The organism is Streptomyces sp. NPDC049879, from assembly GCF_044461265.1.
GTDB lineage: Bacteria > Actinomycetota > Actinomycetes > Streptomycetales > Streptomycetaceae > Streptomyces.
In genome coordinates, this window is sequence record NZ_JBITKT010000004.1 from 222,430 (window position 1) to 244,323 (window position 21,894).

At 74.5% G+C, this 21,894-nt stretch carries 22 protein-coding genes and 1 pseudogene; 13 read left to right on the plus strand and 10 right to left on the minus strand.

The features are described 5' to 3' along the window. Window positions 1-4: 4 nt before the first annotated feature. Both ACIBPC_RS15855 and ACIBPC_RS15860 read right to left on the minus strand, forming a co-directional pair. Complete coding sequence (locus ACIBPC_RS15855; protein WP_398844812.1) at window positions 5-3,139, minus strand: tetratricopeptide repeat protein; 3,135 nt, start codon at window positions 3,137-3,139, stop codon at window positions 5-7. 22 nt (window positions 3,140-3,161) lie between these two features. Further along, entirely contained in the window at window positions 3,162-4,109 is a 948-nt protein-coding gene (locus ACIBPC_RS15860) for a LysR family transcriptional regulator (protein WP_398844815.1), read from the minus strand. Between the two features lie 72 nt (window positions 4,110-4,181). On the opposite strand from ACIBPC_RS15860, the gene ACIBPC_RS15865 reads away from it, so the two are divergent. Beyond that, the gene (locus ACIBPC_RS15865; protein ID WP_362966469.1) at window positions 4,182-4,433 is read left to right on the plus strand and encodes a hypothetical protein; all 252 of its coding nucleotides are present in this window, start codon (window positions 4,182-4,184) and stop codon (window positions 4,431-4,433) included. Window positions 4,434-4,453: 20 nt separating this feature from the next. Here the strand turns inward: ACIBPC_RS15865 and ACIBPC_RS15870 are convergent, their stop codons facing one another. After that, window positions 4,454-5,149, minus strand: coding sequence for an HAD family hydrolase (locus tag ACIBPC_RS15870; RefSeq protein WP_398844818.1), 696 nt, complete (start codon window positions 5,147-5,149; stop codon window positions 4,454-4,456). Between the two features lie 23 nt (window positions 5,150-5,172). On the opposite strand from ACIBPC_RS15870, the gene ACIBPC_RS15875 reads away from it, so the two are divergent. Further along, the gene (locus ACIBPC_RS15875; protein ID WP_398844820.1) at window positions 5,173-5,970 is read left to right on the plus strand and encodes an endonuclease/exonuclease/phosphatase family protein; all 798 of its coding nucleotides are present in this window, start codon (window positions 5,173-5,175) and stop codon (window positions 5,968-5,970) included. An 82-nt stretch (window positions 5,971-6,052) separates the two neighbouring features. Here ACIBPC_RS15875 and ACIBPC_RS15880 read toward each other — a convergent pair whose 3' ends face one another. The 3 genes and pseudogenes from ACIBPC_RS15880 to prcB form a co-directional block, all read right to left on the minus strand. Beyond that, complete coding sequence (locus ACIBPC_RS15880) at window positions 6,053-7,435, minus strand: ankyrin repeat domain-containing protein (protein ID WP_398845606.1); 1,383 nt, start codon at window positions 7,433-7,435, stop codon at window positions 6,053-6,055. Window positions 7,436-7,447: 12 nt separating this feature from the next. Continuing rightward, window positions 7,448-7,774: pseudogene (locus ACIBPC_RS15885) on the minus strand (hypothetical protein); the annotation flags it as partial. 337 nt (window positions 7,775-8,111) lie between these two features. Next, the gene (prcB, locus tag ACIBPC_RS15890) at window positions 8,112-8,957 is read right to left on the minus strand and encodes a proteasome subunit beta (protein ID WP_398844822.1); all 846 of its coding nucleotides are present in this window, start codon (window positions 8,955-8,957) and stop codon (window positions 8,112-8,114) included. 145 nt (window positions 8,958-9,102) lie between these two features. On the opposite strand from prcB, the gene ACIBPC_RS15895 reads away from it, so the two are divergent. The 8 genes from ACIBPC_RS15895 to ACIBPC_RS15930 all read left to right on the plus strand — a co-directional run bounded on the left by ACIBPC_RS15895 (window position 9,103) and on the right by ACIBPC_RS15930 (window position 15,712). Next, complete coding sequence (locus tag ACIBPC_RS15895) at window positions 9,103-9,630, plus strand: GNAT family N-acetyltransferase (protein ID WP_398844825.1); 528 nt, start codon at window positions 9,103-9,105, stop codon at window positions 9,628-9,630. A gap of 69 nt (window positions 9,631-9,699) precedes the next feature. Then, complete coding sequence (locus tag ACIBPC_RS15900) at window positions 9,700-10,494, plus strand: TetR family transcriptional regulator (protein WP_362966482.1); 795 nt, start codon at window positions 9,700-9,702, stop codon at window positions 10,492-10,494. A gap of 100 nt (window positions 10,495-10,594) precedes the next feature. Next, window positions 10,595-11,575: an HpcH/HpaI aldolase/citrate lyase family protein gene (locus tag ACIBPC_RS15905; protein WP_398844828.1), complete on the plus strand. Its 981-nt coding sequence runs from the start codon at window positions 10,595-10,597 to the stop codon at window positions 11,573-11,575. Between the two features lie 472 nt (window positions 11,576-12,047). Next, complete coding sequence (locus ACIBPC_RS15910) at window positions 12,048-12,695, plus strand: phosphatidylserine decarboxylase (protein WP_362966486.1); 648 nt, start codon at window positions 12,048-12,050, stop codon at window positions 12,693-12,695. Continuing rightward, on the plus strand, window positions 12,682-13,545 hold the full coding sequence (locus ACIBPC_RS15915) for a CDP-alcohol phosphatidyltransferase family protein (RefSeq protein WP_398844832.1): 864 nt from the start codon (window positions 12,682-12,684) through the stop codon (window positions 13,543-13,545). Before ACIBPC_RS15910 ends, ACIBPC_RS15915 begins: the two co-directional genes overlap by 14 nt. 49 nt (window positions 13,546-13,594) lie before the next feature. Further along, the gene (locus tag ACIBPC_RS15920; RefSeq protein ID WP_398844834.1) at window positions 13,595-14,242 is read left to right on the plus strand and encodes an MBL fold metallo-hydrolase; all 648 of its coding nucleotides are present in this window, start codon (window positions 13,595-13,597) and stop codon (window positions 14,240-14,242) included. A 206-nt stretch (window positions 14,243-14,448) separates the two neighbouring features. Continuing rightward, entirely contained in the window at window positions 14,449-15,228 is a 780-nt protein-coding gene (locus tag ACIBPC_RS15925) for an exodeoxyribonuclease III (protein ID WP_362966490.1), read from the plus strand. A gap of 58 nt (window positions 15,229-15,286) precedes the next feature. Then, the gene (locus tag ACIBPC_RS15930) at window positions 15,287-15,712 is read left to right on the plus strand and encodes a DUF6278 family protein (protein WP_362966492.1); all 426 of its coding nucleotides are present in this window, start codon (window positions 15,287-15,289) and stop codon (window positions 15,710-15,712) included. Window positions 15,713-15,738: 26 nt separating this feature from the next. Here ACIBPC_RS15930 and ACIBPC_RS15935 read toward each other — a convergent pair whose 3' ends face one another. Next, a complete protein-coding gene (locus tag ACIBPC_RS15935; RefSeq protein ID WP_398844837.1) occupies window positions 15,739-16,503 on the minus strand; it encodes a GntR family transcriptional regulator in 765 nt (254 codons plus the stop codon). 72 nt (window positions 16,504-16,575) lie between these two features. Beyond that, window positions 16,576-17,319: a hypothetical protein gene (locus tag ACIBPC_RS15940; RefSeq protein WP_362966496.1), complete on the minus strand. Its 744-nt coding sequence runs from the start codon at window positions 17,317-17,319 to the stop codon at window positions 16,576-16,578. A 191-nt stretch (window positions 17,320-17,510) separates the two neighbouring features. On the opposite strand from ACIBPC_RS15940, the gene ACIBPC_RS15945 reads away from it, so the two are divergent. The 3 genes from ACIBPC_RS15945 to ACIBPC_RS15955 all read left to right on the plus strand — a co-directional run bounded on the left by ACIBPC_RS15945 (window position 17,511) and on the right by ACIBPC_RS15955 (window position 20,266). Continuing rightward, entirely contained in the window at window positions 17,511-18,353 is an 843-nt protein-coding gene (locus ACIBPC_RS15945; RefSeq protein ID WP_362966498.1) for a nitrilase-related carbon-nitrogen hydrolase, read from the plus strand. 38 nt (window positions 18,354-18,391) lie between these two features. Then, window positions 18,392-19,663, plus strand: a complete 1,272-nt coding sequence (locus ACIBPC_RS15950; RefSeq protein WP_398845608.1) for an aspartate aminotransferase family protein — start codon at window positions 18,392-18,394, stop codon at window positions 19,661-19,663. A 72-nt stretch (window positions 19,664-19,735) separates the two neighbouring features. Continuing rightward, window positions 19,736-20,266: a MarR family transcriptional regulator gene (locus tag ACIBPC_RS15955; RefSeq protein WP_398844841.1), complete on the plus strand. Its 531-nt coding sequence runs from the start codon at window positions 19,736-19,738 to the stop codon at window positions 20,264-20,266. Between the two features lie 18 nt (window positions 20,267-20,284). On the opposite strand, the gene ACIBPC_RS15960 is transcribed toward ACIBPC_RS15955, so the two are convergent. Then, on the minus strand, window positions 20,285-20,848 hold the full coding sequence (locus ACIBPC_RS15960) for a DUF305 domain-containing protein (protein ID WP_398844844.1): 564 nt from the start codon (window positions 20,846-20,848) through the stop codon (window positions 20,285-20,287). A gap of 157 nt (window positions 20,849-21,005) precedes the next feature. After that, the gene (locus ACIBPC_RS15965; RefSeq protein WP_398844847.1) at window positions 21,006-21,860 is read right to left on the minus strand and encodes an NAD(P)H-binding protein; all 855 of its coding nucleotides are present in this window, start codon (window positions 21,858-21,860) and stop codon (window positions 21,006-21,008) included. Window positions 21,861-21,894 lie beyond the last annotated feature (34 nt).

A 21,894-nucleotide genomic window follows, 5' to 3' on the forward strand; every position in this document is an offset into this window, starting at 1 on the left:
CCCGTCACGGCGCGGCGGGCGCCTCAGGGGTGTCGGGCGCCAGCCCGTCCAGCGCGGCCGTGAGCCGCTCCCGCACCGCCGCCGTCCGCTCCTCGCCGGGCGGGGTCCCGCCGGGCGACAGGGCGCGGGTGACGTCGGCCAGGTCGTCCAGCGGCCCGAGCACGTGCGCCGGTGACGTCGCCGCGCCCAGCAGCCGTTCGAGTGCCGCGTCCGCCTCGTCCCACTCGGCGCGGGCGCAGTGGACGACCAGCAGTTCGCCGAGGGCGCCGGGACCCGCCTCCCCCGCCGCCAGGGCGGCGCACCGCGCGGTGAGGTCACGGTCCGCGGCGTCCGCGCCGGGGTCACCTGCGTGGCGCAGGACGAGGACGAGCCCGAGCAGCGCCAGCGCGCTCCCGGGGTGGCGCGCGGCGTTCTCCCGGCAGGCCGCCGCGGCCTCGCCGTGCCTGCCGAGGGCGGCGAGCGCCACGCCGCGGTGGCCGAGGGTCCACGCCAGGGCGTCCCCGCCGTCCCCGGCCAGGGCGGCGGCACGCTCGAACGCCTCGACGGCCTCCGCGTCCCGCCCCAGGCAGTGCAGCGCGTACCCCCGGTCGGCGTGGTGGTCCGCGGAGCCGGGGGCGAGCGCGACGGCGCGGTCCAGGTCGGCCAGCGCGGCGCCGAAGTCGCCCGTGAGGCGGTGGATCTCCGCGCGCCGCGCCATCGCCCAGGCGTAGCCGGGCCGCAGGGCGATGGCGCGGTCGAGGTCGGCCAGCGCCGCCGGATAGCGGCCGAGTTCGGCGCCGAGCCGCCCCCGGTCGGCGTACGCCCACGCGTACTCGGGGTCGAGGTCGACGGCGCGCGCGTAGTCGGCGTACGCCTGGGCCCAGTCGCCCAGGTACGTCCTGACGCGTGCGCGCTCGCCGAACGCCCAGGCGTACTCCGGCTCGTGCTCGATGGCGCGGTCCAGGTCGGCCAGCGCGAGCGCGTGGTCGCCCCGGCGGCTGTGCACCCGGCTGCGCTCGCCGAACGCCCAGCTGTAGTCGGGCTGTATCCCGATGGCCCGGTCCAGGTCGGCCAGGGCGCGCGCGTCGTCGCCGAGGGAGCGGTACGAGCGGCTGCGCTCCGCGTACGCCCACGCGTAGCCCGGGTCCAGCTCGACCGCCCTGGTGTGGTCGGCGATGGCCGCCGTGTAGTGGCCGAGGCAGCGGTGGGCCTGGCCGCGTTCGGCGACGGCCCAGGCGTCGCGCGGGTCGAGCGCGACGGCGCGGTCCAGGTCGGCGAGCGCGTCCTCGAAGCGGCTGAGGTAGACCCGCAGGTGGCCGCGCCGGGCGAGGGTCTTGGCGTCGGTGCGGCCCAGGGCGATGGCACGCTCGATGTCGGCGTGCGCCTCGCTGTGGTCGCCGAGCGCCAGCCGGGTCGCGCTGCAGCCGAGCCAGGCGCGGACCAGTTCCGGGTCAAGCGCGAGCGCGGCCGTGAAGTCGGCGAGCGCGCGCCCGAGGTCGCGGGTGAAGCGGTATGCGTCGCCCCGCGCGGCGTGCACGAGCGCGCGGCCCGCGGCGTCCAGGCCGGGCGCGTCCAGCAGCAGGGTGAGGGCGCCTGTGGCGCCGTCGTCCCCGGCGGCGCGGGCGAGGCGGCGCGCCCAGCCGCCGATCACGGCCGCGTCCGTGTCGGCGGCGGCCCAGGAGAGCATCTCGACCCAGCGGTGCAGGACGGTCGTGCCCTGGTCGCAGGCGTGGGCGGTGTCCAGCAGCGCGCCGGGCAGGGCGCCGAGCGGGTCGGCGCACAGGCGGTGGTACGTCTCGTTGAGCCGGTGGCCGCGCCACTCGCGGTCGGCCCACCGCTCCCCGGGGTCGGGGAGGCGTTCCTCCAGCGCCTCGCGCCTGCGCCGGAACTCGTCGGCGAGCAGCGTCTGCCCGTGCCGCCACTGGGCGGGCGAACGGGTGCGCTGGAGCCGGAGCATGGGGGCGCGGACGACATCGTGGTAGCGCAGCCGGCCCGCGCGGTCGCCGACGAACGGCAGCGCCCGCAGCCACGCGTACTCCTCGGCCCCGGCCTCGGGGACGAGGACGCGGTGCACGTCCTCGTCGAGCTGGCGGGAGAGCGCGCAGGCGAGGACGGCCGCGCGGCGCTCGGGGTCGCGCTCCCACTTGAGGAAGCGTTCCACCGCCGTCTCGGACGGGTCGGGGACGGCCTCGGGCCCGGCCGGGCGGGTCTGGGCCAGCATGTCGAGGAGGACCGGCAGCCTGCCGGACAGGCGCAGGACGGTCTCGACGGTCCGCCGGTCGGTGACGCCCTTGGCGCTGAGGAGGGTGCGGGCCTCCTCGTCGGTGAAGACGTCCAGGCGCGTGGCGGCGATCTGGTCGAGCCAGTCGCCCCAGCAGGCGGTGGAGAGGCGGCCCTGCCCCGACAGGACGACGAGGACGTTGAGCGGCACGTCGCCGTACCTGCCGCCGAGCAGCAGGTCGCGCAGCCAGGTGTCGAGGACGGGCCCGGTGCGTTCGTACGTGTCGAAGAAGAGGACGATCCAGCGGTGCTGTGCGGCGGCGTCGCCGAGGTCGCCGGCGAGCACGGGGGTGAGGACGTCCACCGGCGCCAGCACGAGCTGCACGTCCTCGTGGTCGCGCAGCCGTGAACTGAGCTGGGCGCGCAGCCTGTCGAGGCCCTGGGCGACCTGCTGCGGGTCGAGCGCGCCCGCGAGGACGCCGACGCCGGGGATGAGCCCGGCGGCGCCGAGGCCGATCTGCGCGGCGATGCCCGCGCCCGGCGACCCGTCGGGCGCGGTGGGCGCGGCGGGCGAGGTCTCCGCCTCGTGGCGGCGCTGGCGGTAGGTGGCGAGGCGTTTCTCGAACGTCCTCAGCCGCCGTTCCTGCGCGGCGAGTTGGTGGGCGATGCTCTCCATGGCCTCCAGCGGGCCGTGGACGTCGTCGCCGATGTAGGCGGTGACGGCGCCCTGTTCGCGGGCGAGCTTCTCCCACTGGCGCAGCAGGGACGTCTTGCCGACGCCCGCGTGGCCGTGGACGTGGAAGAGGAACTGGTACTCGGGGTCGGTGACCTCGCGTCCCAAGTTGTCGCGAAAGACGGCGAGTTCGCCGCGCCGCCCCACGAACCCGGCTTCGCGCCGCTGCCGGATCAGGTCCTGCCGCGACAGACGCCGCGCCGTCATCCCACCACCCCCGCGCGGGCCATTATGACGCAACGGCCTCCGGCGCCGGAGCCCCGGGCGACCTGTGGGTCGCGACGACGTCACGGAGCGCGTCGAGCCCGTGCCGTACGAGGGGGTGGGTGCGGCTGCCGCGCCGGACGCAGGTGAGGGTGCGGCGGGACAGCGGCGGGTCGCCCGCGACGGGCACGCGGACGACGGCGGTCTCGGCCGGGGGCGTGACGAGGCGCGGGAAGAGGGTGACGCCGAAGCCGTGGCCGACGAGCGCGGCCATGGCCGACCACTCCTGCACGTAGTGCGCGACGCGCGGGGTGAAGCCCGCCATGGCGCAGAAGACGGAGACGCGGCGGTGGTGGTCGCAGCTGTCGGGGTAGGGCAGCACCCAGTCCTCGTCGACCGCCTCCTCCAGGCGGACGAGGGGGCGGCCCGCCAGGGGGTGTCCGGCCGGGACCAGCAGGTCGAGCGGCTCCTCCAGCAGGGATTCCTGGTCGAAGCGGGAGTCCCCCGGGTGCGGGAAGCCGTCGGGCGGGGCGAGGACGGCGATGTCCGCGTCCGTGGACATCAGCATGTCGAAGCCCTGGGGCGCCTCGCACTGGGCCACCTCGACGGTGAGGCCGGGGTGGCGGGCGCGCAGGAGCGCGGCGGCGGGGACGATCAGGCTCGTCAACGCGCTGGGGAAGCCGCACATCCGGAGCAGTCCCGCCTCGCCCTGGCGGTACGCCTCCAGCGCGGATTCGGCCTCCTCCCAGCGGGCCACCAGGGCGTCGCCGTGCTGGACGACGAGGTGGGCGGCGGCGGTGAGCCTGATGCCCCGGCCCTGCGGTTCGACGAGGGGCACCTTGAGTTCGCGGGCCATCTCGCGCAGGTGGTGGGAGACGGCGGAGGGCGTCAGGTGCAGCGCCGCCGCGGCGGCGGTGACGGTGCCGTGCTGGTGGACGGCGCGGAGGACGTGCAGGCGGCGCAGATCAATCATGCAGTAATACTGCACGATGGGGTGCGAAAACATGCGATGGACGTACAGGGTCCGCCGTCCCAGACTGGCCGTATGTCCCTCATCGACCACACTCCCAGGACCGACAGCACCCCCGAGACCGACAGCGACACCGGGACCGACACCGGCCGCGACCCCGGACGGACGGGGATCACGGAGATCTCCCGCCACGTGACGGCCGAGGGCGTCACCCTCTGGCTGCGCTGCTCCTGCGGCCGGCTGCGCATGGTCTTCACGCCCGACTCACCGCTGGACCGGCCGCTCACCGCCGGGGGCCGCACACCCGGCTGCCCCGACTGCGGCTGAGCACACCCGGCTCAGGCCGGTCAGGCGAGCAGCGCGGGCAGGTCCGCGAGGTCCGTGATCCGCCGGGCGGGCGCCCGCCCGGCCGGTACGCGGCCCAGGCCCGGCCGGTCGAGCCATATCCCCCGCAGGCCCGCCGCGTCCGCTCCCCCGGCGTCGGTGTCCGGATGGTCACCGACGTACGCCACCTCGTGCGGGGCGAGGCCGAGCGCCGCGCACACCGCGAGGAAGGCCTCGGGCGCCGGTTTCGCGTGGCCGATCTCGTCCGAGCAGAGCAGGAACTCGAAGCGTTCCCGTACGCCGAGCGCCGTCAGTTTGCGGTGCTGGTTCGCGGCGCTGGAGTTGGAGAGCAGCCCGTGCCGGTACGCGGGCGTGAGCGCGTCGAGCGCGGGCAGCACGTCGGGGAACAGCGTCCAGGCCGCCTCGTGGTGGCGCAGGTAGCCGCCGAACCAGGCGTCCGCCGCCGCGTCGTCCAGCGGACGGCCCAGGAAGTGCCGCACGCGCTCGCGCCGTTGCTCCGCGAACGACAGCTCGCCCCGGGTGAAGCGCGCGTAGTGCGTCTCGGTCACTTCCTCCCAGCGGGCGAACGCGGCCTCGGGCGACGGGAAACCGGCCAGCAGCCCGAGCGCGCCGAGATGGGCGAGCGCGCCCGTACGCGCCGCGCCGGTGTGGTCGGAGACGGTGTCGTCGATGTCCCACACGACTGCCCGGATCGCCATGCCGGTGACCGTAGCATCGGCGCGTGCGCATCCTGACCTGGAACATGTGGTGGCGCTTCGGCCCGTGGGAGCGGCGGCGCGACGCCGTCCTCGCGTGGCTGCGCCGCGAACGGCCCGACGTCTGCGGCCTCCAGGAGGTGTGGGCCGCCGGGGACGGGAACCTGGCGCGGTGGCTGGCGGACGAACTCGGCATGCACTGGGCGTTCGCGGCAGGCGAGGTGATGCCGCACTGGCGGGCCCGCGTCCGCTCCCCCGCGCTGGACACGGGGGTCGGGGTCGCCGTGCTCAGCCGCTGGCCGATCACGGGGACGGCCGTGATGCGGCTGCCGACGGACGGGGCGCCTGAACGGCTGCGGCCCGCGCTGTTCGCGCGGATCGACGCGGGCCCGTACGAGGTGCCGTTCTTCACCACGCACCTGCACTCGTCGGACGACGGGACCGCCGTGCGCCGCGCCCAACTGGACGCGCTGGGGCGGTTCGTGGCCGGGCGGCGCGGCGCGGGCCCGTTCCCGCCGGTCGTCACGGGCGACTTCAACGCGGAGCCGGACTCGCCCGAGGTGCGGGGCTTCGGCGCGCCGCACGGACTCGTGGACGCGTGGACCCGCGCCGCGCCGGACAGCCCCGGCGCGACCCGCCAGGCGCGCAACCCGTACCGGCCGGGCCCCGGCGCGCGGGACGCGCGCATCGACTACATCCACACCGGCGCCCCCGGCCCGGCGGGGCAGGGCCGCGTGACGGCGGTACGGCGCACGGGGGACGGCCCGGTGGACGGCGTGTGGCCCTCGGACCACGCGGCGGTGGTCGCCGACCTGGCCGGCTGACGACGCCCCGGCCCCGGTGTCCTGGCTCGGACACCAGCCGCGAAGCGGCGGGGGATCACGTGCTCACCGCCAGGGCGTCGGGTCAGGCCGACTGCCACAGGAAGGCGACCTGGTCGCGATGTGCGGGGCACTGCACGATGTAGCCCGCGCCGTTGTCGCCCCACATGTGCGGTATGCCGCGCCTGGAGTCGATCTGCAGGACCGGCTGCGTCATGCGTCCGTCACCGCGGGGGCAGTCCGGGTACTGGGGGTCCTGGACCCAGTTAGGCCACCCGCCGAGCTTGTCGCCCTGGCGGTTGAGCCCGAACACGACAGCGCGTTCCTCCGGGAGCAGTTCCGGCTCGTCCGCCTCGCGGTACGGATAGTCCCTGACCGCACGCGCCCACCCGGCGATCGGCCGCTCCGGGAACCGTCGGACACCGTCGGGCGGCGTCGGCCACGACGCCTCGCCGGACACCTCGACGATCCGGACCAGGTGGCCGCCCGAGAACGCCCGGAACGGGTTGCACGCGGTGCAGTGGAACAGCTGCAGCAACCCCGTGCCCAGGTTCCGCGCCTTCTCGGGCACGGCCGCGAGGTCGAGTTGTACGAAGAAGGTCAGGGGGGCGGCGCAGTCGGCGCAGAGGGGCCATGGTTCCTCCGCGCCCAGCCAGGGCAGGCCGCCGAACCGCGACGCGCCCGGTTCCCCGTGCCCGTCCCCGTCCGCGGCACCGAGGAGCGGGCTCCACGTGAGGCGGGCGACATGGGCGAGCTTGGCCTTGGCCGCCTGTGTGATCTCCCGGCGCGTCCGCGCGGTCCCCCCGGCGGTGCCCAGCAGCCGCACGATCTCGGTACGGCCCCGCTCCCGAGCCGCTGCGAGCGCGTTGCGGCCGTCCAGGTCGCGGGCCTGGATGTCGGCCCCGGCGTCGAGAAGGTCGCGCACCACCTGGGCATGCCCGCGGTCGGCGGCCAGGACGATCGGTGGGGTGCGGTAGACGTTGCCGGTGGCGTCCGGGTCGACTCCGGCGGCGATCAGGTGCGGCACGACCTGCGGAGCGTTGAGGGCGATCGCCTGGCCCAGCGCCATCGCGAGGTCGTCCGGCCCGACCTCGCCATGGCCCAGGATCTCCACCGCGATGTCGGTCTGCCGCTCCTGCACGGCGGAGATCAGCGCGCGGCCCTGCGTGGCCGGATCCTGCGTCGGCAGCAGTTCCCGCACTCGGGGGAGGAAGCCCCGCCGTATCGCCTGGACCAGGTCGGCCTCTGCAGGCGCGAAGACCGTGGCCCCCCGTGCGGACAGCAGCTCCGCCATCGCGGTGCTGCCCGTCTCCAGGGCGATGTCGAGCGGACGACACAGGGCGTCGGTCAGTACGTTCGGGTCGGCGCCTCCGTCGAGCAGGGCCGCGACCACGGCGTGCGCGTCGGCGCGGACGGCACCGACCAGCGGGAGGCAGCAACCGTCCGGGCCGTTCGCGTGGTCGTCCATGCGCGCGTTCGGGTCAGCGCCGGCTTCCAGGAGCAGCCGCACGGTATCCGCATCCCCCACTGTCGCCGCGTTCCACAGCGGGCACCTCCAGCGCTCCGACGCCGGCCGAGCCCCGGCGGCCAGGAGCGTACGCACGAACGCCGCACTCCCCCGACGCGTGGCCGCCGCCGACAACGCGACATCGAGATCCCATTGCCGCGGCTCGTGCCGCAGGACGAACTCGAGCACATCCAGACGACTGCCGTGTGCCGCGGACTGCACCGCGGACCCGACTCTGTCCGGCTCCTGCCGCAGAATCGTTGCCAGTTCACCGCTGTCGAAAAGCTCCGCCGTTTGCATGCCGACACCGTAGTGACCAGCACTGACACGGCCCCCATCGACCGGACACCACAGCGCGCGCAGTGCCTGGTCGACGAGGGCACCGGGCAGCGGTTCCGCGCCCAGCGGGCTGTGCTCGACCTCGAAGGCCGGCTGTACCTCCGCCCGCGATTCCTAGACACCTACGGCGTCGTTCGCGCCACGCTTGTGCCATGCGGCCCACCGCCTGCCGCTCCCTGTCCGGACGGTGGCCACACCCCTGTGCGGCTGTTTCGCGCGCCCCCGGACGGCGAAGCGCCTCCGCCGTACCCCCGGGCAGCCGACCCCGGCCGGTGGATCGTCGCGGCCCGCCGTCGCGTCACCTGGTCCCGGCGTGCGGGCCGTCCGGGCGTTCGGCCCGCTGTGCGGCCACCGCGTGCGACTTCTCCGCGACCTCCGCGTCCGCCAGCCGCCGGTAGCCGTCCGCCGTGACGACAGTGACGACCGGGTGCAGGCGGCGCGCCGGGTCGGGGCCGCCCGTCGCCGAGTCCTCGTCGGCCGCGTCCCACAGCGCCTGCAGCACGGCGGTGACCACCTCGTCCTCGGAGAGCCCCGGCCGGTACAGCTTCTTCAGCGCGCCCCTGGCGAAGAGCGACCCCGAGCCGGTCGCGGCGAATCCGTGCTCCTCGGTCCTGCCGCCCGCCATGTCGTACGAGTACAGCCGCCCGCGCCCGACGGCCGTGTCCCAGCCGGCGAACAGCGGGATGACGGCGAGGCCCTGCATGGCGAGGCCGAGGTTGTCGCGGATCATGGCGCTCAGCCGGTTGGCCTTGCCCGCCAGGGACAGCGGGACGCCCTCCACCTTCTCGTAGTGCTCCAGCTCCAGCTGGAACAGCCGGACCATCTCGACGGCGGGCCCGACCGTGCCCGAGATGCCGACGACGGAGAACTCGTCGGCGGGGAACACCTTCTCCGCGCCGTGGTGCGCGATCATGCCGCCCGCCGTGATGCGGCGGTCCCCGGCGAGCAGGACGCCGTCCGCGTACTCGGCGGCGATGATCGTCGTGCCGTGCGGCACGGCGGACGCGTCACGCACGGCGGGCACGGGCCGTGCGGCGGGCAGCAGTTCCGGGGCCTGGTGCGCGAGGAAGTCGAGAAAAGAGGACGAACCGGGAGCGAGGAAGGCAGGAGGCAGTTCCCCCCGGCCGGAGACATCGGCGGACATGGCGCTCTCCCCTTTCTGCGCCGGCCGCGGACGGACGGCGCGGCGTACGGGTGATCTTCGCCGATCCCGCGCCGCCGGGGAAGCCCGCGCCCCGGCAGGGCAAACCGGATGACCGCGGGGGTGCCGCCGGACTAGCGTCGGCCATGTGAGCTTCGACATACGGCGGTTGACGGCGGAGGACACCGAGGACGTCGCGCGGCTGCGCGTCGCGGGCTGGCGGTACGCGTACCAGGACGTCGTCCCGGACGCCTACCTGGCGGCGATGGACCCCGCCGTCATGGCCGCGCGGCTGCGCGCCGCGCTGCCCTTCCCCGCCGGACGGGCCGACCTGGTCGCCGACGCGGGCGCGGACGGGATCGTCGGCTGGGCCGCCCTCGGCCCCTACCGGCCCGACGAGACCCTCGACCCGCCGGACGCCGCCCCCGGGGGCGAGCTGTACGCCCTCTACGTGCGGCCCGACGTCATCGGCACGGGCGTCGGCCGCGGCCTGATGACCGCCTCCCTCGACCTGCTGCGCGCCTTCGGCCACCGGCACGTCCGGCTGTGGGTGGTCCGCGAGAACGCCCGCGCCCGCCGCTTCTACGAACGGGCCGGATTCACCGCCGAGCCGACCGCGCGCACCGGGGACGTCGGCGGACGGCCCCTGACGGAAGTCCGCTTCGCCCGCACCTGAACCAGCCCCCGGGGCGCCCCGCCCGCGTGCCCGCCGACGGCCTGGAACACCCGCGCACCCGTCCTGGCCATGGAGTACGTTCACCCCATGGCTCTTCCCGTGAAGCCCACCCGCCAGCAGAGCACGCCCCAGCGCCTCAAGGTGCGGCGGCGGCTCGCCGCTGCCGCAATGGAACTCTTCGCGACGAAGGGCTACGAGGCGACCACCGTCGACGAGATCGCCGCCACCGCCGGGGTCGCGCGCCGCACCTTCTTCCGGCACTTCCGCTCCAAGGAAGAGGCCATCTTCCCCGACCACGACGACACCCTCGTCCGCGCCGAGGCCGTCCTGGGCGCCGCGCCCGCGCACGAGAACCCGATCGACACCGTGTGCCGCGGCATCAAAGAGGTCATGAGGATGTACGCGGCCTCCCCCGCCGTCTCCGTCCAGCGCTACCGGCTGACCCGCGAGGTCCCGGCGCTGCGCGAGCGGGAGATCGCGTCCGTCGCGCGGTACGAGCGGCTGTTCACGCGTTACCTGCTCGGCCAGTTCGACGAGAACTCGCACAACGGCGACGAGCCGCTGCTCGCCGAGGTGGCCGCGGCCGCCGTCGTCACGGCGCACAACCACGTGCTGCGCCGCTGGCTGCGCCGCGACGGCGAGGGGGACGTCGAGGCCGAGCTGGACCACGCGTTCGCCATCGTGCGCCGGACGTTCGCCTCGCTGCCGGTGATCGCGGCGGCCGGGGGACAGCCGGCCGCGGCGGTGTCGGCGCACGGCGAGGTCCTCGTCACCGTCGCCAGGACCGACGCGCCGCTGAGCGAGGTCATGCGGACGATCGAACGGGCGCTCGCCGGTCCCGGGCGCGGCACCGCGCGCCCCTGAGCCGGGGCGCGCGCGGGGGCGCGGGACACGCCGGGCGGGCGGCGCGCCGTAGGGTCGGCGGGTCAGCCGCCGTCCAGAGTCCCGCACCGGAGGTCAGCACGTGACCGCGTCGAACCCGCACCGCCCGCAGCGCCCCCAGCGTCCGCGCCGCTCCTGCCTGGCGGTGCCGGGCAGCAGCGACCGGTTCATCGCGAAGGCGCGGACGCTCCCGGCCGACCTGGTGTTCCTCGACCTGGAGGACGCCTGCGCGCCGCTCGCCAAGGAGGACGCGCGGCACCGGATCGTGGCGGCGCTGAACGAGGGCGGCTGGGGCGGCAGGACGCGCGTCGTGCGGGTCAACGACTGGACGACCGAGTGGACCTACCGCGACGTGATCACCGTCGTGGAGGGCGCCGGGGCGGAACTCGACTGCCTGATGCTGCCGAAGGTCGCGGACGCCGAGCAGATCAGGGCCCTCGACCTGCTGCTGACCCAGGTCGAACGGGCGGCGGGCCTCGATGTCGGCCGCATCGGCATCGAGGCGCAGATCGAGAGCGCCGAGGGCCTGGTGAACGTGGACGCGATCGCGGGCGCCTCGCCGCGCCTGGAGACCATCGTCTTCGGCCCGGCGGACCTCATGGCGTCGATCAACATGAAGTCGCTCACGGTCGGCAAGCAGCCGCCCGGCTACCCGGCGGACGCGTACCACTACATCCTGATGCGCATCCTGCTGGCCGCCCGCGCGCACGGGCTGCAGGCCATCGACGGGCCGTACCTCCAGATCCGCGACCCGGAGGGCTTCCTGGAGGTCGCGGGGCGGTCGGCGGCGCTCGGCTTCGACGGCAAGTGGGTGCTGCACCCGGACCAGATCGAGGCGGCCAACGCGGTGTTCTCCCCGTCGCAGGAGGACTACGACCACGCCGAACTGATCCTGGACGCCTACGCGTACGCCACGTCGCGGGAGGGCGGCGCGCGGGGCGCGGCGATGCTGGGCGACGAGATGATCGACGAGGCGAGCCGCAAGATGGCGCTGGTGATCGCGGGCAAGGGCCGCGCCGCCGGGCTGCGGCGCACCTCGGCCTTCACCCCGCCCGCCGCCTGACGCCGCGCGGGGGCAGTTCCGGGACGCGCGGCCCGGCGATCGAGTTCCGGCCGGAGAAATGTCGCGTAAAACTTCCGCCTGATGTCTTTGCCGGACAATGGAGGACACGTGGACGCGTCGTGCGAATACCCTCACCCGGCAAACCCGGACGGGTGTTCCGGAACGGACACCCGCCGAACAGCGGCGCCTTTACCCGTGAATGCGGCGGCGGCGCCCCGGCGCCCCGCCGCGCCGCGGAGATGACGGGTTTGCGGCGTGAAATCCCGGACACCCGTGAGGAGATGGACGAGGGCCGCGAACGGCGGCCCCCCGGTGCCGCGCGGCTGTGATTGTCGTCATTGCCGACCGCGCCACCTGGGACATCCGGCCGCGACCGGCGCACTGGCTTGCCGAGTTGCCGCCCGAAACCTATAGCATCGAACCAGCCGCGCCGCTTCGGAAAGGCGTGGTTTCCCCGCTACGAAGGTCTCCCATGCCTTACCGCTCTTCTCCCCGACCAGGCCGCACGGTGCGACTGGCGCGCGGTGCGTCCCCCTGGCTGCTGCCGACGGTGACCGCCGCAGGCGTCAGCCTGGTGAAGGCCCGCCGGTCCGGCCGCTGGGCCGCCGCCGCGGTGCCCGTCACCGCGCTGGCCGCCGGAATGCTGTGGTTCTTCCGCGACCCCGAACGGGAGATCGGCGAGGGCCGGATCATCTGCCCGGCGGACGGCGTGGTGCAGAGCATCATGCCGTGGCCGGACGGCAGGACCCGGGTGGCGATCTTCATGAGCCCGCTGAACGTGCACGTGAACCGGGCCCCGGTCGCCGGGACCGTCGCCTCGGTCGAGCACATCCCCGGCGGGTACGTCCCGGCCTTCGACAAGGAGAGCGAGAACAACGAGCGCGTGGTCTGGCGTTTCGACAGCGAGCTGGGCGACCTGGAGATGATCCAGATCGCCGGCGCCGTCGCGCGGCGGATCGTGCCGTATGTGCCGCAGGGCTGCAAGGTCGAGCAGGGGGACCGCGTGGGTCTCATCCGTTTCGGATCTCGCGTGGACGTCTACCTGCCCGAGGGGATCGAGCCCGCCGTCGAGGTGGGCCAGCACACCACCGCGGGAGTGACACGTCTTGACCGTGACTGACCGGAACGCACCGGCAGCCTGGGTCGCCGTCGAGGACGACGGGGACGCCGACGACGCAGCGGACGCGATGCCGCTGTCCATGCGGCTGTCGATAGCGGACACGCTGACCCTCTCGAACGCCACCTGCGGCTTCCTCGCGGTCTACTTCACGACCACGGGCGTGCTGATCCCGCACCTGACGAACAGCGGGGACGCGGGCGTCGTGCGGAACAACGCGGCGACCGCCGTGCTGCTGATGCTGCTGGCCTCGGTCTTCGACCTGTGCGACGGCCTGGTGGCGCGGAAGCTGCGCGCCTCGCCGATGGGCGCCGAGCTGGACAACCTGTCGGACCTGATCAGCTTCGGCCTCGCCCCGGCCTACTTCGTGCTGGTGTGGGGGATGGTCGTCGGGGACGTCCACGAGCCGCTGTCGGCGCTCGCCGCGACGGTGGTGATGCTCGCCGTCGTGCTGCGGCTGGCCAGGTTCAGCTGTGTGACGATGCCGGACGGCGTGTTCCAGGGCATGCCGAGCCCCTTCGGCGCGCTGACGGTCGTCTCGATCGTCCTGCTCGAACTGCCCTTCATGCCGACGCTGCTGGCGATCGTCGGCGTGGCCTGGCTGATGGTGAGCCGCGTCGAGTACCCGAAGCCGCGCGGCCCGCTCGCCGCGGCCATGCTGGCGTGGATCGTGCTGAGCATGGCGCTGCTCACGGCCTGGGCGTTCGACGCGCCGGGCGGCCTGCTGATGCTGCAGACCGGCTGCTCGCTCCAGCTGGTCCTCGGCGCCGTGATCCCGCTGTTCGCGATGGCGCGCCGCGTGTACGCGTTCCGGGACAACCGCCGCGAGGCGCGCGCGGGCATCGAGCCCTGACGGCGGGCGTTACGGGCGGCTGTCAGTCGCCCGTAGCACAATGGCGGGCATGCAGCTCACCAAGAAGGGCCACGCCTGCGTCAGGCTCACCGGGGACGACGGGCGGACGCTCGTGATCGACCCCGGCGGCTTCAGCGAACCCGACGCGGCCGTGGGCGCCGACGCCGTCCTCGTCACGCACGAACATCCCGACCACTTCGACGAGGGCCGCCTGCGGGCCGCTCTGGAGGCCTCGCCAGGGGCGGAGATCTGGACGCTGCGCAGTGTCGCCGACCAGATCTCCGCCGCGTTCCCCGGCCGGGTGCACACGGTGGGCGAGGGCGACACGTTCGAGGCCGCCGGGTTCGCCGTGGAGGTCCACGGCCAGCTGCACGCGGTGATCCACCCCGACATCCCGCGCATCACGAACGTCGGCTACCTCGTGGACGGCACGCTGTTCCACCCCGGTGACGCGCTGACCGTCCCCGAGCGCGACGTCACGACGCTGCTGCTGCCCGTGCACGCGCCGTGGAACAAGTTCTCCGAAGTCACCGACTACCTGCGCGCCGTCAGTCCCCAAAGCGCCTACGCGGTGCACGACACGCTGCTCAGCGACACCGGCCTCGGCCTGTTCGGCAGGCTGCTCGGGCCCGGGGGCATCGGCATCGGGTCCGCCACCTACGAGCGGCTGGCCCCCGGCACGTCCGTCACCGTCTAGGGCGCGTCTTCCGGGTCTTTCCGGGTCAGGCCGCGTTGTCGGATGCGGTGCCTCGCAAGGCGGAGCATCGCAGCTCGTACTCGGTCGTACTCGCGCGATGCGACAACGCAGCGAGGTGCCGTAGCCGGCAGCGCGGCCCCGGCAAAACCCGGAAGACGCGCCCGCAGCCCGCCCGTCCCCCGTAGCCGCCGTCCGGAAGTAGTGCCATGCGTATCGCCACCTGGAACGTCAACTCGATCACCGTCCGCCTGGAGCGCCTGCTCGCCTGGCTGGAGCGCAGCGGCACCGACGTGCTCTGCCTCCAGGAGCTGAAGTGCGACGACGCGGCCTTCCCGGCGGCGCCGCTGCGCGAGGCGGGGTACGAGGCGGCCGTCCACGCCGACGGGCGGTGGAACGGCGTGGCCGTCCTCTCCCGCGTCGGCCTCACGGACGTCACCCGCGGCCTGCCCTGCTGCCCGGAGTACGACGGGGTGTCCGAACGCCGCGCCGTCGCCGCCACGTGCGGCGGCGTCCGCGTGTGGTCCGTCTACGTGCCGAACGGCCGCGAGGTCGGGCACCCGCACTACGCGTACAAGCTGGAGTGGCTGGGCGCGCTGCGCGAGACGGTCGCGGCGGACGCGGCGGGCGAGCGCCCGTTCGCGGTGCTGGGCGACTTCAACGTCGCGCCGGAGGACGCCGACGTGTGGGACATCGCGGTGTTCGAGGGCGCCACGCATGTGACGGCCCCCGAACGGGAGGCGCTGGCCGCCCTGCGCGCCACCGGGCTGACCGACGTGGTGCCCCGGCCACTGAAGTACGACCGCCCGTTCACCTACTGGGACTACCGGCAGCTCGGCTTCCCGAAGAACCGCGGGATGCGTATCGATCTCGTCTACGGGAACCAGCCGTTCAGCTCATCCGTCAAAGATGCGTACGTGGATCGTGAGGAACGCAAGGGGAAGGGAGCGTCGGACCACGCGCCCGTGGTGATCGACCTGGATCTGTGAACAAGTGGTGACGCGTGCCTGTGGTGCGGGTGACGGAAGGAGTGGGACCCTGGAAAGCATGAACATCCCTTTCCTGGACAACTGGCGCAAGCAGTCCACCACCACCGTGAGTGACGCCTGGCCGGACCCCGAAGGGGTGGCCGAGTTGCTGTCCGAGTGCGACCTGCTGCGTGACCGGGCACTGCGCGAGGGCGTGGTGCTGGGTGACACGCCGGTGTCCCTGGAGGCCCTCGACCAGTTGCTGCCGCGGTGGCGCGACGACCCGGAGGAGCTGCCGTGGCTCGCGAACGACGCGGGTCTCTACCTCGGCACGGTGCTGGTGCGCACCGTGCCCGGCTCCCGGTGGGTGCCGGGGCCGGGCGGCAGGCCGATCGTGGTGATGGCGTCCGGCCGTGAGGTGGACGTCGTCGCGGCGGGTGAGGACTGGGCCGACACCGGCTCGCCGGAACTGTCCCAGGTGTACGCGGAGGTGGCGGGCGACTGAGCCGGCGCCCGCCCCCCCGTTCCCGGTCAGCGGCCGAAGGAGATCTCGTACTCCAGGCGCCAGCGGTCGCCGAGCAGCACGGTGTCGGACGTTTCGACCGGCCGCCCGTCCGCGTCGTAGTGGGTGCGCTCCACGGACGTGACGCACTGCCCCGGGGTGCAGCCGAGCGCCTCGGCCTCCGGGGTGGTGGCGGGCCGTGAGCCGATCCGCTCGCGGGCCTCGACGACGCGGATGCCGATCGCGGCGAACCGGCCGCGCACGCCCCGGCGCGCGTAGGGGCCGCGCTCGGGGAAGACCACGTCGGTGCCCTCGGTGAGGGCCAGCGGCTCCCAGCTCGTGGCCAGTTGCAGCGGCCGCCGGTCGGCCAGGTACTCGTAGGCGGTGCGCATGACGCGCTCCCCCGCCGTTATGCGCAGCCGCTCGGCGATCGGGGCCGGGGCGACGGCGGTCGCGGAGACCGCCTCCCAGGCGAGCTGCGGCTCGTCCGCGGGGCCGTGCGCGGGCACGGTGACCCGGGCCGCGAGCGGCGAGTCGACGGTGTCGGTGGAGCGCAGCAGCGCCCCGATGGGCACCCGGTCGCTGACGAAGACGCCCCGCCCGAACTGCCCGCTCACATAACCGGCCGACTTCAGCACCCGTACCGCGCGGTCCACCGTCTGGTCGCTGGCGCCGTACGTCCGCTTCAGCTGGGCCCGCGACGGTAGGCGGGCCCCGACCGCCAGCCGTCCCTCGTCGATCCGCTGCCGCAGGTCGTCCGCGATGCGCTGGTACACGGGCCGGCTCTCACCCATCCCCTGGTCTCCCTTCCGCGGGCGGCGTGTGTGCGCCCTGCGTCCCCGGAAGCCAGGTTACGTCACCCCGCGTCAGTTTTCCTTACTGGTGGTGAGCTTCGGTCGGGCGCTGGTGGCACTGCGTGTGACGTCGGCGACGACCTCGACGACATCCGGGCCGTACGCCTGGGAGTTGACGACGCGCAGCAGCAGGCAGAATGTGCCGCCCGAGCCGTGCTTGCGCGCCAGCCGCACATGGTGCCTGGCGAGGTAACGCATCGCGGCCTGCCCGGTGATGGACCGCTGTCCGCAGGCGAGGAAGACGGGCCTGCCCTCCTCACCGGCCGTGAGCCGGGCGAGCAGGACGTGCTCGACCGAGCCGTTCTCCAGCCGGTACCGCTCGGTGCCTATCGTGAACGCGCCGCGGTCCGGGCCGGGTTCGCTGTCGGTGTTCACGAGGACGCCGGGCAGCAAGCTGCGCAGGTGGGCGCTCATGCGGCGGTTGTTCGTGGGGCCGCCGATGCAGAACTCCGTGCGCTCGCCGAAGCCCTGGCGGGCGCTCTCGCCGGAGACCACCTCGGCCTTGGCGCCGCAGTTCTTGACGACGGCGGCGAGTTCGAGGAGGGCGAAGACGTCGTTGCGCCCCACGGCGCCGTCCGTGCCGGTGTCCCTGCTCACGACGAGCAGGCACTCGGAGTTGTCGGGGAGCCCGAAGAACCGCTGCTGTCTGCGCCGCGAGCGTTCCGCCAGCCAGCCCCGCAGGGCCCAGCCCGCGACGAGCGCGGCCAGCGCGGCGGCGGCGACGGCGATCAGGAGGGTGCGCGCGTCCTCGTCCATGGGCGGGGACTCTACCGGCGCGCGCCCCGGCGGACGAGCCCTCGGTTCCGCCTCGCGCCGGGAGCGTGCGCCGGGCGGACACGGCGGCGACGCTCCGGCGATGCCCTTGCCACAGTGCGTGACGACTTCTAGCGTCGGGGCGGGACGCGCCGAGCGGTGCGGGCGGTGCGCGCGGCAGACAGGAGCGGTGGATGGCGGACGTGGTGAGGGCCGCGCTGGTGCAGGCGGCGTGGACGGGCGACACGGAGTCGATGCTCGTGAAGCACGAGGAGTACGCGCGGGAGGCCGCCGGGCAGGGCGCGCGCGTGATCGGCTTCCAGGAGGTGTTCAACGCGCCGTACTTCTGCCAGGTGCAGGAGGCGGAGCACTACCGCTGGGCGGAACCGGTGCCGGACGGGCCGACGGTGCGGCGGATGCGGGACCTGGCGCGCGAGACGGGCATGGTGGTCGTCGCGCCCGTCTTCGAGGTGGAGGCGCCCGGCCACTACTACAACACGGCGGCGGTCGTCGACGCGGACGGCTCGTACCTCGGCAGGTACCGCAAGCACCACATCCCGCAGCTGCCGGGGTTCTGGGAGAAGTACTACTTCCGGCCGGGGAACGCGGGCTGGCCCGTCTTCGACACGGCGGCGGGCCGCATCGGCGTCTACATCTGCTACGACCGGCACTTCCCGGAGGGCTGGCGGGCGCTCGGGCTGGCCGGGGCGCAGCTGGTGTACAACCCGTCGGCCACGTCGCGCGGCCTGTCGTCGCACCTGTGGCGCCTCGAACAGCCCGCCGCCGCCGTGGCGAACCAGTACTTCGTCGCGGCGATCAACCGCGTCGGCGTCGAGCCGTACGGGGACGACGACTTCTACGGCACCAGTTACTTCGTGGACCCGCGCGGGCAGGTGGTGGGCGGGGTGGCCGACGACCGCGAGGAGGAACTCGTCGTGCGCGACCTGGACTTCGGGCTGATCGACACGGTGCGGCGGGAGTGGGCGTTCTACCGCGACCGCAGGCCGGACGCGTACGGGGAGCTGGTGCGGCCGTGACGGGCGACGACGGACTCCTGACGCGGCACCGGGCGGTCATGCCGTCCTGGCTGGCGCTCTACTACGAGCGGCCGGTGGAGATCACGCGCGGCGAGGGCCGGTACGTGTGGGACGCCGAGGGGCGCCGCTACCTCGACTTCTTCGGCGGCATCCTCACCACCATGACCGAGCACGCGCTGCCCGCCGTCGCGGAGGCGGTGGCGGCGCAGGCCGGGCGCGTGCTGCACACCTCGACGCTCTACCTGAACCGGCCGATGGTCGAGCTGGCGGAGCAGATCGCGGAGCTGTCCGGCATCCCGGACGCGCGGGTCTTCTTCACCTCCTCGGGCACGGAGGCGAACGACACGGCGCTGCTGCTGGCGACGTCCTTCCGCCGGTCCAACCAGATCCTGGCGATGCGCAACAGCTACCACGGCCGGTCGTTCTCCAGCGTCGCGATCACGGGCAACACCAGCTGGTCCCCGACGACGCTCTCGCCGCTCCAGACGCTGTACGTCCACGGCTCGGTGCGCACGCGCGGGCCGTTCGCGGGGCTGTCGGACGCGGAGTTCACGGACCGCTGCGTCGCCGACCTGCGGGACGTGCTGGACCAGGCGGGCGGGCAGGTGGCCGCGCTGATCGCCGAGCCGGTGCAGGGCGTGGGCGGCTTCACGTCGGGTCCCGACGGGCTGTTCGCCGCGTTCCGCGAGGTGCTGGCGGAGCGCGGCATCCTGTGGATCAGCGACGAGGTGCAGACCGGCTGGGGCCGCACGGGCGACCACTTCTGGGGCTGGCAGGCGCACGCGGCGAGCGGGCCGCCCGACCTCCTGACGTTCGCCAAGGGCCTGGGCAACGGCATGTCGATCGGCGGCGTCGTGGGCCGCGCCGAGGTGGTGGACTGCCTGGCGGCCAACTCGATCTCCACCTTCGGCGGCAGCCCCGTGACGATGGTCGCCGGGCTGGCCAACCTGCGGCACCTGCTGGAACACGACCTGCCGGGGAACGCGCGGCGCGTCGGCGGCCCGCTGATCGAGCGGCTGCGGGCGTTCGGCTCGGACGTGGACTTCGTGCGCGAGGTGCGCGGGCGCGGTCTGATGATCGGGATCGAGCTGGTGGTGCCCGGCACCGACCGGCCGTGGCCCGAGGCGGCGTCGCTTGTGCTGGAGGCGGCGCGGGAGGAGGGGCTGCTGATCGGGAAGGGCGGCGGCCCCGGCGGCGGCGTGCTGCGGATCGCGCCGCCGCTGTCCCTGACGGAGGAGGAGGCGGCGAAGGGCGCGGGCATGCTGGAGAAGGCGCTGCTGCGGGCGCGTTCCGCCCTCGGCGCCGGCTGAGCCGGGGCCGCGCTCCGGTACGGTGGCGGGAACCGGAGAGGCGGCTGGCGGCGGACGGAGGCGGTGGCAGGGATGGCGGACGACGGCCGGGACGGGGAGCGCGACGGGCGGCGTGACGCGCCGGGCGCGCTCACGTCCGACGAGGCGGTCCGGGCGATGCTGCTGCAGATGCCCCGGGTGATCGGGCGGCTGAAGCGGACGCCGCTGCCCGAGCGGCTGCGGTCGTTCCACCTCGCGCCGCGGCACCTGTCGCTGCTGGCGTACCTGCTGTTCGACGGCCCGCTGCGGGTGGGCGAGCTGGCGGAGCGCCTCGACGTCGCGCCGACGACGGTCAGCCTCATGGTGGGCGACCTGAGCCGGCAGGGGGTGCTCGACCGGCGCCCCGACCCGGCCGACCGGCGGCGGACCATCGTGACGATCACCGAGGACGCGCTGACGCGCGGCGCCATCGAGCGGTGGCTGGCCAACGGGGCGGTCGCCTGGCGCAAGGCGTTCGAGCCGCTGACGCCCGCCGAACGTGCCCTGTTCGTCCGGACGATGCTGGCGTACGAGCGGGAGTCGCTCGCCGAGGACGCCGCCGACGGCGGGGCGCCGACCGGCTGACGCCCCGCCGACGGCCGGTCAGTCCCCCGCGAGCAGGGCCGTCATCTCGCCGATCTCGGCGGTCCTGGTCGTGACGACGGCCCTGGCCAGTTCGCGGGCTGGCCGGTGGACGCCCTCGGCCAGTTCGGCACCGGCGAGGTCCACGGCGTCCCGGTGGCGATCGATCATCCCGGTGAGGAACGCCCGGTCGGACAGCGCCCCGTCGCCGCCGCCGTCGTCGTCCGTGGCGGGCGCGTCCTCGCCCCAGTCGTCCAGCCAGCCGGTCATGGTCGCGACATCGGGCCCCTGCGAGGCGGCGATCCGCTCCGCGAGCGCGCGCACGGCGGCCGACTCCGCGCGCGGGGCGGCGGCCTCGGCGAGCGCCACGGCCTCCCGGTGCCGGGCCACCATCGCCTGGACGAAGGCGACATCGGCGGCGTTGTGCTCCGGGTCCGCCGGGCCTTGCGCGTCCCGCGGCGCGGCGTCGGCGGTGTCCTGGTCAGCGCCCGAGCAGGCCGTGACGGCGAGGAGGGCGGCCAGGACGGCCGTCACGAGACAGCGGAGCGGGGCGGCCCTGCGGGCCTGGGGGCGGTGTGCGGTCATGGAGGTGCGGCTCCTGATGCGGCGCGTGCGGGGCGGGCTGCGGGCTGCGTACTGGGGGGAACGGTTCCGCCGGTATGCGCCGACGTCGCGTGACGGCCATGCGGCTCATCCTAAGTTCCGCCCGGTCCGCGCCCGCGCGTCGCCGGAGCCGGGCGCGTTACGCCGCCGCGTCCCGGAGGAAGGCGGCGAACGTCCGCGCCTCGCGGCCGGTCAGGTCCCGCACAGCGGTGGTGACCTCGCGCTGCGCCCCGGCCGCCATCTCGGCCCACAGCTCGACCAGGTCGGCGACGAAGGCGGCGGGCAGGCCCTGCGCGGTCAGCTCGGCGGCCCGTTCCGCCGCCGGGACGTCGCGGTAGGCGACCGGGCGGCCGAGCGCGGCGGTGAGCAGCGCGGCGATCTCCCCGTGGGTGAGGGCCTCGGGGCCGCTGACGGTGTAGGCCTCGCCCGCGCCCTTCCCGCCGGTGAGGAGCGCGGCGGCGCAGGCGGCGACGTCGGCGGCGTCCACGTACGCGACCCGCCCGTCGCCGTAGGGGCCGACGATGTCCCCGGTGACGGTGGTGCCGCCCTGGCCGGTGAAGAAGTTCTGCATGAAGCCGGTCGGCCGCAGGAGGGACCACTCCAGGTCCGACGCGGTCAGATGGGCCTCGATCTCCGCGTGGGCGCCCAGGGACAGCTTGGCGCCTGGCCGCGCGCCGAGGGCGGAGATCTTCACGACGCGGGTGATCCCGGCGGCCGACGCCGCGTCGAGGGCGTCCTTCTGCTGCCGGACCATCGGCTGGGGGCCGGTGGTGGGTATGGCGCCCGCGCTGTTGAGCAGGAGGCGGTCGGCTCCCGCGAAGGCGGCGGCCAGCGTCTCGGGCCGGTCGAAGTCGCCCACGGCGTACGGGCAGCCGAGGGCGGCTCCGGCGCGTTCGTCCCTGACCATGGCGCGGACGTCGGCGCCCGCGTCGGTGAGCTGCCGCACGAGGTGCCTGCCGATGGAACCGGTGGCACCGGTGACCACGATCGTCATGTCTCTCCCTGTCGTTCCTGTCCCGGCCGCGGGG

What these genes read in the sequence shown, in the direction of transcription:
- ACIBPC_RS15930 (WP_362966492.1), top strand. Translation starts at nt 15,287, where the DNA reads ATGAACATCCCTTTCCTGGACAACTGGCGCAAGCAGTCCACCACCACC.
- ACIBPC_RS15945 (WP_362966498.1), top strand. Translation starts at nt 17,511, where the DNA reads ATGGCGGACGTGGTGAGGGCCGCGCTGGTGCAGGCGGCGTGGACGGGC.
- ACIBPC_RS15855 (WP_398844812.1), bottom strand. Translation starts at nt 3,139, where the DNA reads ATGACGGCGCGGCGTCTGTCGCGGCAGGACCTGATCCGGCAGCGGCGC.
- ACIBPC_RS15870 (WP_398844818.1), bottom strand. Translation starts at nt 5,149, where the DNA reads ATGGCGATCCGGGCAGTCGTGTGGGACATCGACGACACCGTCTCCGAC.
- ACIBPC_RS15950 (WP_398845608.1), top strand. Translation starts at nt 18,392, where the DNA reads ATGCCGTCCTGGCTGGCGCTCTACTACGAGCGGCCGGTGGAGATCACG.
- ACIBPC_RS15865 (WP_362966469.1), top strand. Translation starts at nt 4,182, where the DNA reads ATGTCCCTCATCGACCACACTCCCAGGACCGACAGCACCCCCGAGACC.
- ACIBPC_RS15925 (WP_362966490.1), top strand. Translation starts at nt 14,449, where the DNA reads ATGCGTATCGCCACCTGGAACGTCAACTCGATCACCGTCCGCCTGGAG.
- prcB (WP_398844822.1), bottom strand. Translation starts at nt 8,957, where the DNA reads ATGTCCGCCGATGTCTCCGGCCGGGGGGAACTGCCTCCTGCCTTCCTC.
- ACIBPC_RS15935 (WP_398844837.1), bottom strand. Translation starts at nt 16,503, where the DNA reads ATGGGTGAGAGCCGGCCCGTGTACCAGCGCATCGCGGACGACCTGCGG.
- ACIBPC_RS15920 (WP_398844834.1), top strand. Translation starts at nt 13,595, where the DNA reads ATGCAGCTCACCAAGAAGGGCCACGCCTGCGTCAGGCTCACCGGGGAC.
- ACIBPC_RS15880 (WP_398845606.1), bottom strand. Translation starts at nt 7,435, where the DNA reads ATGGACGACCACGCGAACGGCCCGGACGGTTGCTGCCTCCCGCTGGTC.
- ACIBPC_RS15960 (WP_398844844.1), bottom strand. Translation starts at nt 20,848, where the DNA reads ATGACCGCACACCGCCCCCAGGCCCGCAGGGCCGCCCCGCTCCGCTGT.
- ACIBPC_RS15860 (WP_398844815.1), bottom strand. Translation starts at nt 4,109, where the DNA reads ATGATTGATCTGCGCCGCCTGCACGTCCTCCGCGCCGTCCACCAGCAC.
- ACIBPC_RS15965 (WP_398844847.1), bottom strand. Translation starts at nt 21,860, where the DNA reads ATGACGATCGTGGTCACCGGTGCCACCGGTTCCATCGGCAGGCACCTC.
- ACIBPC_RS15940 (WP_362966496.1), bottom strand. Translation starts at nt 17,319, where the DNA reads ATGGACGAGGACGCGCGCACCCTCCTGATCGCCGTCGCCGCCGCCGCG.
- ACIBPC_RS15910 (WP_362966486.1), top strand. Translation starts at nt 12,048, where the DNA reads ATGCCTTACCGCTCTTCTCCCCGACCAGGCCGCACGGTGCGACTGGCG.
- ACIBPC_RS15955 (WP_398844841.1), top strand. Translation starts at nt 19,736, where the DNA reads ATGGCGGACGACGGCCGGGACGGGGAGCGCGACGGGCGGCGTGACGCG.
- ACIBPC_RS15900 (WP_362966482.1), top strand. Translation starts at nt 9,700, where the DNA reads ATGGAGTACGTTCACCCCATGGCTCTTCCCGTGAAGCCCACCCGCCAG.